The following is a 9,658-nucleotide window of genomic DNA, read 5'->3' on the forward strand; positions in this document are numbered from 1 at the left end:
CGCCGAGCCGAAGCCGAAGCAGACCAGCTCGGCCACGGCCAGGCCCGCCCCGCCCTCGACGACCACCGGCCCCGAGCGCACGCCGCTGCGCGGAGCGTCCGCCGCCATCGCCAAGAACATGGACGCGTCGCTGACCGTGCCCACGGCCACCAGCGTGCGCGCGGTCCCGGCGAAGCTGATGGCGGACAACCGCATCGTCATCAACAACCACCTCAAGCGCAGCCGCGGCGGGAAGATCTCGTTCACCCACCTGATCGGGTACGCGATGGTGCGGGCGCTGCGTGACTTCCCGAACATGAACCGGCACTACGAGCTGGTCGACGGCAAGGCCCACGCCGTCACGCCGGAACACGTCAACCTCGGCATCGCCATCGACATGAAGGGCAAGGACGGCCAGCGCTCGCTGGTCGTGGCCTCCATCAAGAACTGCGAGAACATGACGTTCCTCCAGTTCTGGCAGGCCTACGAGGACCTCATCAAGAAGGCCCGCAACAACAAGCTCACCGCCGACGACTTCGCGGGCACCACGATCTCGCTGACCAACCCGGGCGGCATCGGCACCAACCACTCGGTGCCCCGCCTCCAGTCCGGGCAGGGCACGATCATCGGCGTCGGGGCGATGCAGTACCCGGCGCACTTCGAGGGCACCAGCGAACAGACGCTGGTCAACCTCGGCGTCAGCAAGATCATGACGCTGACCTCGACCTACGACCACCGCATCATCCAGGGCGCGGAATCGGGCGAGTTCCTCAAGCGCATCCACGAGTTCCTGCTCGGCGGGGACGGCTTCTACGACGACATCTTCACCTCGCTGCGGCTGCCCTACGAGCCGGTGCGCTGGGTGGAGGACATCCCCGAGGGCGAGATCGACAAGACCGCCCGGGTGCTCGAACTGATCGACGCCTACCGGATGCGCGGCCACCTGATGGCCGACACCGACCCGCTGAACTACCGCCAGCGCAGGCACGAGGACCTCGACATCCTGTCGCACGGCCTGACGCTGTGGGACCTCGACCGCGAGTTCGCGGTCGGCGGCTTCGCGGGCAAGGAGCGCATGAAGCTGCGCGACGTGCTCGGCGTGCTGCGTGACTCCTACTGCCGCACCGTCGGCGTCGAGTACACCCACATCCTCGACCCGGACGAGCGGCGCTGGATCCAGGAGCGCGTCGAGATCCCGCACGAGAAGCCCGAGCCGACGGTCCAGAAGTACGTGCTGTCGAAGCTCAACGCCGCCGAGGCGTTCGAGACCTTCCTGCAGACCAAGTACGTCGGGCAGAAGCGGTTCTCCCTCGAAGGCGGCGAAACGGTCATCCCGCTGCTGGACACGGTGCTGGACAAGGCCGCCGAGCACGAGCTCGACGAGGTGGTCATCGGCATGCCGCACCGGGGCAGGCTCAACGTGCTGGCCAACATCGTCGGCAAGCCGATCTCGCAGATCTTCCAGGAGTTCGAGGGCAACCTCGACCCGGGCCAGGCCCACGGCTCCGGTGACGTGAAGTACCACCTCGGCGCCGAGGGCAAGTACTTCCGCATGTTCGGCGACGGCGAGACGCGGGTCTCGCTCACGGCGAACCCCTCGCATCTGGAGACCGTCGACCCGGTGCTCGAAGGCATCGTGCGCGCCAAGCAGGACATCCTCGACAAGGGCGACCGCGACTCGGGCGGGTTCACCGTCCTGCCGGTGCTGCTGCACGGCGACGCCGCGTTCGCGGGTCAGGGCGTGGTCGCCGAGACGCTGAACCTGGCGATGCTGCGCGGCTACCGCACCGGCGGCACTGTGCACGTCATCATCAACAACCAGGTCGGGTTCACGACCCCGCCCGAGCACGCCCGCTCGTCGCAGTACGCCACCGACGTCGCGAAGATGATCGGCGCGCCGATCATCCACGTCAACGGCGACGACCCCGAGGCCGCCTACTGGGTGGCGCGGCTGGCCGTCGACTACCGGCAGGCGTTCAACAAGGACGTCGTGATCGACATGATCTGCTACCGGCGCCGCGGCCACAACGAGGGCGACGACCCGTCGATGACCCAGCCGGGCATGTACGACATCATCGACGCCAAGCGAAGCGTGCGGAAGACCTACACCGAGGCGCTCATCGGCCGGGGCGACATCTCGATGGAGGAGGCCGAGGCCGCGCTGCGCGACTTCTCCAGCCAGCTCGAACACGTCTTCAACGAGGTCCGCGAGCTGGAGAAGCACCCGGTCGCACCGAGCCCCTCGGTGGAGCAGAGCCAGCAGGTGCCCGCGCAGGTACCCACGGCCGTCTCCCGCGAGGTGATCGAGAAGATCGGCGACGCGTTCGTCGAGCTGCCCGAGGGCTTCAACCCGCACTCCCGCGTCAAGCCGGTGCTCCAGCGGCGGCACAAGATGTCCCGCGAGGGCGGCATCGACTGGGCCTTCGGTGAGCTGCTCGCCTTCGGGTCGCTGGCGCTTGAGGGCCGTTTGGTGCGCCTGGCGGGCCAGGACTCGCGGCGCGGCACGTTCACTCAGCGGCACTCGGTGCTCATCGACCGCAAGAGCGGCCAGGAACACTCGCCGCTGCAACACCTCGCCGACGGGCAGGGCCGCGTGATGATCTACGACTCGGCGCTGTCCGAGTACGCCGCGGTCGGCTTCGAATACGGCTACTCGGTGGCCAACGGCGAGGCGCTGGTGATGTGGGAGGCCCAGTTCGGCGACTTCATCAACGGCGCGCAGACCGTCATCGACGAGTACATCTCCTCCGGCGAGGCCAAGTGGGGCCAGCACTCCGACGTGGTGCTGCTGCTGCCGCACGGCCACGAGGGTCAGGGCCCCGACCACACCTCCGGCCGGATCGAGCGGTTCCTCCAGCTCTGCGCCGAGCACTCGATGACCGTGGCCGTGCCCTCGACCCCGGCGAACTACTTCCACCTGCTGCGCAGGCACGCCCTCGACGGCGTGAACCGGCCGCTGGTGGTGTTCACGCCGAAGTCGATGCTGCGCAACAAGCAGGCGACCTCGGACGTCGCGGACTTCACCGACGGCTCGAAGTTCCTCTCGGTCATCGACGACACCGACGTCGAACCCGCCAAGGTGCGCAAGGTGCTGCTCACGTCCGGCAAGCTGTACTGGGAGCTGGTCACCGAGCGGGCCAGGCGCGAGATCGACGACGTGGCGATCGTGCGCGTCGAGCAGTACTACCCGCTGCCCAAGGCCAAGCTGGTCAGCGCGATGGAGAAGTACTCGTCCGCCAACCAGGTCGTGTGGGTGCAGGAGGAGCCGGAGAACCAGGGCGCCTGGCCGTTCTTCGGGCTCAATCTCCCGCGCCGGCTGCCCGAGGCGTTCCCCCGCCTCGAAGTCGTCGCCCGCAGGCCGATGGCCGCCCCGTCGGCGGGGTCGCCGAAGGTGCACGAGGTCGAGCAGAGCGCCCTGATCGCCCGGGCGTTCGAGTAAGCGCGGGCACTCGCGCCCGCACCGCCGTCGCCGGCCGGTGCGGGCGCGAGGAGGCGCCTCATTCCGCGCGGGTCACGGCGTGAAGGTCCAGCTGTTGATGTAACCGGTGTCGCCGTAGTACACGTCGGTCACCCGCAGCTGCCAGGTGCCGTCGGCGGGCGAGCTCGACGCGTCGACGGTGTAGGTCTCGATGACGTTGTCACCCGGGTCCCACCCCGAGTTCTTGAGCCGGTGGCTGGTGCCGTCCGGGGCCACCAGGTCGATCACCAGGTCACCGCGGTAGGTGTGCCGGATGTCGACGTCCACCGTGGCCGAGCTGGAGGCGGCCCGCTCGCACCCGCTGACGGTCACGGAGCTGGTAGCGGTCGCGCCGTCGTTGATGGCGACGTCGTTGTCGTTGGTCACCGGTTCACAGTCACCGGGCTCGGGGTCGGGCGGCGGGGTGTCGTCGCCGTCGCCGGTGTACAGGAGCACGTTCGGCGAGCCGCTCCCGGCGTCGCCGACGACGCCGCTCGTACCACCGTTCACCAGAGCGTCCCGCACCTGCCGCGGCGAGGCCGAGGGGTTGTCGGCCAGGTACAGCGCGGCGGCACCGGCCACGTGCGGGGTCGCCATCGAGGTCCCGCTGATGGTGTTCGAGTCACTGTCACTGCCGATCCAGGCGGAGGTGATGCTGCTCCCGGGAGCGAACAGGTCGAGACAGGACCCGATGTTGGAGAAGCTCGACCGCGAGTCGGAGCTAGTGGTCGAGCCCACGGTGATGCCCTCGGTCACCCGGGCCGGTGAGGTGTTGCACGCGTCGGCGCCGTAGTCGTTGCCCGCCGCCAGTGCGTAGGTGACTCCCGCGTCGATCGAGCGGCGCACCGCGTCGTCCACCGCCGTCGAGGCACCGCCACCGAGGCTCATGTTCGCCACGGCGGGGCCGCTGGCGTTCTCGGTGACCCAGTCGATCCCGTCGATCACGCCCGCGTAGCTGCCGGAACCCTGGCAGTCCAGCACGCGCACGCCGATCAGCTCGACGCCCTTGGCCACACCGTAGGAACCGCCGCCGATGGTGCCGGCCACGTGGGTGCCGTGCCCGTTGCAGTCGTCGGCGTTCGCATCGTTGTCGACGAAGTCCCACCCGTGCCGGGCACGGCCGTCGAAGTCGTCGTGCGAGACGCGGATGCCCGTGTCGATGACGTAGGCCTCAACGCCGGACGCCGTGGTGGCGTAGCTGTAGACGTCGTCGAGCGGAAGCTCGCGCTGGTCGATGCGGTCGAGCCCCCAGGACGGCGGGTCGAACTGGTCCGCCGTCGTGTGCAGGACCCGGTTCTGCTCGACGTAGGCCACGGCCGGGTCGGCGGCGGCGCGCTTGGCGCGCTGCTCGTTCATCGTGGCCGAGAAGCCGTTCAGGGCGTTGCGGTACACCCGCTTCACACTGGCGTCATGGCGGTCGGCGACCTGTTCCACCGACGAGCCCTCCTCGAGCACGACGATGTAGCTGTTCTCGATCGCACCGTCGGCACCCGCTCCGAGAACGGTGCCCTCCTGCGCGGAGGCGGTGACGGTACCGCCGAGCGCGGTGAGGACCGCGACGCCGGCGCCGAGCCCGGCCGCGGCCCACGATCTGCGCGTGAACTTGTGGTCTCTTCGCACGGTCTCTCCCTCCACGTTCCGGTGAGCTTTTCGCCGTGAACGTGGCGGAGAACGTAGAGCGGCACCCGGCGCGAAAGACACTCTTGCCGTGACCGGGCGAACCGGGTAATCACGACCGGATCTGTCTCGATCCACCACCCGAACGCACCGGACCGAAAGTCGCACCGGCACCAGACTTCGGTCGGTCCCACCGGCCCGGCGGGCCGCGCGCGGTGGACGGCGGCGACCGCTTTAGGCTCGGTGGCCGTGGACGGTTTCGGGATGCGCGCGCGGGCGGTCAGGACGGCGGTCGCGGCCCTCGGGGACGGGTGGCGTTCGTTCGACGAGCTCGTGCGGATGAGCACGCTGCCCCGGCGCACGCTTGAGGAGCTGCTCGACGCGCTCGCCGACGACGTGGAGCGCGACGGAACCGCCGTCCGCCTGCGCCCCGGTTCCGCACCCCGGCACCTCGACCGGGTGGGCATGCCCGCGACACCGCCCGGGGACGCGCGCGCCGCGATCGCCCGCCATATCGACGAGGGTCCCCCACCGCTGGCCGCGCTCGACCACGTCCAGGCCACCGCGGAAACCGTGCTCGACCGCGCACGCTGGCTCGACGAGCAGTACGACCTTCGTGAGGCCGAGCTGCTCTTCCTGGGAGACCACGACCTGACCTCGCTGGCGGTGCACCTGCTCCGGCCCCAGGCGCGGCTGACGGTGGTGGACGTGGACGACCGGGTACTCGAACACCTCGACCGGCGCGGCGACGGCCACATCCGGACCGTGCACGCCGACCTCCGGTTCGGACTCCCGCTCGCGGTGACGCGAACGGCCGACGTGGTGTTCAGCGACCCGCCGTACACCCAGGAGGGCATGAGCCTGTTCGCCGCGCGGGCTCTTGAGTGCCTGCGGGACCCGCCCGAGGGGCGGATCGTGCTCGCCTACGGCTACAGCGACCGGCATCCCACGCTGGGTGCGCGGGTCCAGCGGGCGCTGCTCGGGTTGGGGCTGACGTTCGAGGCGATCCTGCCCGCGTTCCACCGCTACGACGGCGCGCAGGCGATCGGAGGCGCGGCCGACCTCTACGTCTGCGCCCCGACCGCCCGCGCCCGGAAGAAGGCCACGAGCGCGCAGACCATCTACACGCACGGACCGCGGTCGGTGGAGGCCACGCACACCTCCGACGCGCTGCGGGAGGCGGTCACCGCTCTGGCCGCCGAGGGCGGGCGGGAGGTCGAGTGGCGCTCGCCGGACTGGACCAGTCCGGGCGCGGCTCCCCGTGCGGGCACCGCCGTGGCCGCCGACCTCACCGGCGACCCCGGTCCGTGGTTGCTTCGCGTGCTAATGGGAATCAACGCCGAGCGGGTCGCGGTGCTGCTGCCCAACGCCCACCCCGACCTCGCCGACGCGGCGGGCCAGCGGGCGCTGCGCGAGCTGCTCGCCCCGAAGTACCGGCTTCGGCTACTGCGCAGCACCCCGGACAACACGCACGCCGTCGTGGTGGCCGACGCGGTGGCCCCAGGGGGCACCGCCGCGCAGCAGGCCGTGCATCGGGTCTGGACCCGCGCCCACGCACGACTGCGCAACCTGGTACCCGACCTGCCCGCCCACCTCGCCGACCTGCGGGCGATCGACCTGCCCCGGCACGAACTGGTACGGCTGCGCTCCGCACTCGCGACCGACCCGGACCGGTAGGAGCCCGCCGCCCGCCGGGTAGTGGGCCGCAGCCCGTCAGCGCGGTTGGTAGTTGCGACTCGGGGCCAGCGAGAGCAGCAGGATCACCACGGCAGCGAGGACGAGACTGAGCACTCCGCCGCCGAACAGGATGCCCGCGGTGAGGTTGAGCGCGGCGGCGGTACACGCCGCGACGAGCAGGACGAGTTTCCTGCCCTTCAACGCCAGCACGCCGCCCCAGATGTAGGCACCGCCGAGCACGAGGCAGGCCAGCCCCAGCAGTGTGATGACCCCGCCCACCGTCGAGTCCTGGTCGAAGGCGTCCTCGACCATGCCGAGCGCGGCGCCGCCGAGCATCCAGAGCACGCCTCCGAGCATCTCGAACCCGGAGGCCACGAACCCGACGACGGCCGCGGCCGTCAGCGTGCCGGGGCGTTGCGGGGGCAGCGAGTGCAGTTCCCGGGCCTCCGGCCCGGCGGGCAGCGGCTCCCCCGGCGGCATGCCGGGCATCGGCGGGTACCCGGCCTGGTGCCCCGGCCACGGGGCCGACCCGGGCTGTGAGGCGGGATCGTGAGGACTAGACGACATCCTTCTCCTTCCGTCCGCACGGCCGCTGGCCCGGGCGCGCGCGGGCGGCAGGAAGCATACCGCCACCCGCCCCCAAGGCTGGATCAGGCGTCGGCAGGGCCCGACGTCACCGCGTTTCCCTTCGCGTTGACGGCGGCGCGTCAGGCCCTGCCGACCCCGGCGGTGGGTCAGGCCGAAGGCCGCAACGGGCGGGTCGCCACGCCGTCGGACTCGGCCGCCTTCGCCACGGCGGCCGCCACCTCGGGCGCCACCCTCGCATCCAGCGGGCTGGGCACGATGTGGTCGGCGGCCAGCTCGTCGGCAGCCACCGAGGCGATCGCCTCGGCCGCCGCGAGCTTCATGTTCTCCGTGATCGCCCGGGCCCCCGCGTCGAGCGCGCCGCGGAAGACCCCCGGGAAGGCCAAAACGTTGTTGATCTGGTTGGGGAAGTCACTGCGACCGGTCGCCACCACGGTGGCGTGCCTGCCCGCGACCTCCGGATGCACCTCGGGGTCCGGATTGGACAGCGCGAACACGATGGGATCGGGTGCCATGGTCTCCAGCAGGCCCTCGTCGACGCGCGAACTGGACAGTCCGAGGAAGACATCGGCGCCGTCGAGCGCCTCGGCGATCCCGCCCGTGCGCCCTTCCGCGTTGGTGGTCTCCGCCAGTTCGGCCTTGATCGGCGTCAGGTCCGCGCGGCCGGCGTGCACGATCCCCCGCGAGTCCAGCACGGTGATGTCCCCGACTCCGGCGGCGCGCAGAATGCGGGTGCACGCCACCCCGGCCGCGCCCGCGCCCGAGACGACGACGCGCTGATCGGCGATCGAGCGATCGAGCACCATGTTCGCGCCCCGGAGCGCGGCGAGCACCACGATGGCGGTGCCGTGCTGGTCGTCGTGCATCACCGGACAGTCCAGCGCCTCGATGAGCCGGTCCTCGAGCTCGAAGCACCGCGGCGCCGCGACGTCCTCAAGGTTCACCGCCCCGAACGAGGGACGCATCCGCACGAGCGTCTCCACGATCTCGTCCACGTCGGTGGTGTCAAGCACCAGCGGGATCGAGTCCAGCCCCGCGAAGCTCTTGAACAGCACCGACTTGCCCTCCATGACGGGCATCGACGCGCGGGGACCGATATCGCCGAGCCCGAGTACCGCCGTGCCGTCGCTCACGACCGCGACCAGGCGGTCGGCCCACGTGTAGCGCTGTGCCAGCGCCTCGTCCTCCGCGATCGCACGGCTCACCTTCGCTACCCCGGGGGTGTAGGCGATGGAGAGGTCACGCGCGTGGGTGATCGGGCGGGTGGCGGCCACGGAGAGCTTGCCGCCCTCGTGACCGGCGAAAATGTCGTCGTCGCTCACCTGAGCTTGGGACACGTCAATCTCCTCGGACTGAAGAGAACTGGAATCACCGGGTGACATTCCCGGTGCGGTGGGCTCGTCCACACGGCGAGTCCGGCGCTGTAGCGCTCTCGCCGACGAGGCGTCCGTTCCACGCCCGTGGTGAGGGTGGTCCGTCGTGGCAGGCATGGCCGCGGACGCGGCGGTCCGCCCAGTCTGCCAGGTACGGCCCCGCCCGCGTCGCGGGGGTGCGGTTCAGATCACAGGACAGGGGCGGATTTCCCCTGGTCAGGGGGCTGATAGCAAGACGACCGTCCGGCTTGGTGGCCTGTCCGCGCACACCCGCGCCCGCCGCTATGCTCGCGACCATGCACGTGCGCGAGCTTGCGGTACCCGACGCCTACGAGTTCGCCCCGCCGGTCTTTCCCGACCAGCGGGGGCTGTTCGTGGCCCCGTTTCAGGAGCACGCGTTCGTCAAGGCGGTGGGCCACCCACTGCGCGTGGCGCAGATGAACCACAGCCTCTCCCGCCGGGGCACCGTGCGGGGTGTGCACTTCGCCGACACGCCCCCGGGGCAAGCGAAGTACGTCTACTGCGCGCAGGGCGCGCTGCTCGACGTGGTCGTCGACGTGCGGGTCGGCTCGCCGACCTTCGGCAGGCACGAGGTGGTCCGGCTCGACAGCACCGACTACCGCGGGCTCTACCTCGCGGAAGGGCTCGGTCACGCATTCATGGCCCTCGACGACGACACGACGATGGTCTACCTGTGCTCCACGGGGTACAACCCCGCCGCCGAACACGGCGTCACCCCGCTCGATCCCGCTCTCGGCATTCCGTGGCCCGCGGACATCGAGCCGCTCCTTTCGGACAAGGACGCCACGGCGCCCACGCTCGCCGAGGCCGAGCGCGCCGACCTGCTCCCCCGGTACGAGGACTGCACGGCCCACTACGAACGGCTGCGCCGCGCGCACACGTGAAACCAACCGGCGGCTCGCCCGCTCCCGCGGGCGGCACGGGCACTCGGGCGCCGAGTCCCAGGGCC

General features: G+C 70.8%; 6 protein-coding genes. 3 read left to right on the forward strand and 3 right to left on the reverse strand.

Annotation, left to right across the window (positions count from 1 at the left end):
• Positions 1-3,418: multifunctional oxoglutarate decarboxylase/oxoglutarate dehydrogenase thiamine pyrophosphate-binding subunit/dihydrolipoyllysine-residue succinyltransferase subunit (locus tag SACSA_RS0105380; RefSeq protein WP_048876539.1), on the forward strand; the 3,418-nt coding region annotated here is incomplete at its 5' end.
• Positions 3,419-3,490: 72 nt separating this feature from the next.
• Here SACSA_RS0105380 and SACSA_RS0105385 read toward each other — a convergent pair.
• On the reverse strand, positions 3,491-5,056 hold the full coding sequence (locus SACSA_RS0105385) for a S8 family peptidase (protein ID WP_028661565.1): 1,566 nt from the start codon (positions 5,054-5,056) through the stop codon (positions 3,491-3,493).
• A gap of 261 nt (positions 5,057-5,317) precedes the next feature.
• On the opposite strand from SACSA_RS0105385, the gene SACSA_RS0105390 reads away from it, so the two are divergent.
• A complete protein-coding gene (locus tag SACSA_RS0105390) occupies positions 5,318-6,730 on the forward strand; it encodes a bis-aminopropyl spermidine synthase family protein (protein WP_048876489.1) in 1,413 nt (470 codons plus the stop codon).
• 36 nt (positions 6,731-6,766) lie between these two features.
• On the opposite strand, the gene SACSA_RS0105395 is transcribed toward SACSA_RS0105390, so the two are convergent.
• Positions 6,767-7,297 carry a hypothetical protein gene (locus SACSA_RS0105395; protein ID WP_232212842.1) on the reverse strand — a complete coding sequence of 177 codons (531 nt, stop codon included), beginning with the start codon at positions 7,295-7,297 and terminating at the stop codon, positions 6,767-6,769.
• 167 nt (positions 7,298-7,464) lie between these two features.
• Positions 7,465-8,652 (reverse strand): NAD(P)-dependent malic enzyme, encoded by a 1,188-nt coding sequence (locus SACSA_RS0105400; protein ID WP_028661566.1) that lies wholly within the window; start codon positions 8,650-8,652, stop codon positions 7,465-7,467.
• Positions 8,653-8,984: 332 nt separating this feature from the next.
• Between SACSA_RS0105400 and SACSA_RS0105405 the strand changes: the two genes are divergently transcribed.
• Positions 8,985-9,593, forward strand: coding sequence for a dTDP-4-dehydrorhamnose 3,5-epimerase family protein (locus SACSA_RS0105405; RefSeq protein WP_028661567.1), 609 nt, complete (start codon positions 8,985-8,987; stop codon positions 9,591-9,593).
• Positions 9,594-9,658: the final 65 nt, after the last annotated feature.

This window comes from Saccharomonospora saliphila YIM 90502 (assembly GCF_000383795.1).
GTDB lineage: Bacteria > Actinomycetota > Actinomycetes > Mycobacteriales > Pseudonocardiaceae > Saccharomonospora > Saccharomonospora saliphila.

Coding starts and splice junctions, on each gene's coding strand:
- SACSA_RS0105390 (WP_048876489.1), top strand. CDS start 5,318: ATGCGCGCGCGGGCGGTCAGGACGGCGGTCGCGGCCCTCGGGGACGGG.
- SACSA_RS0105395 (WP_232212842.1), bottom strand. CDS start 7,297: ATGTCGTCTAGTCCTCACGATCCCGCCTCACAGCCCGGGTCGGCCCCG.
- SACSA_RS0105405 (WP_028661567.1), top strand. CDS start 8,985: ATGCACGTGCGCGAGCTTGCGGTACCCGACGCCTACGAGTTCGCCCCG.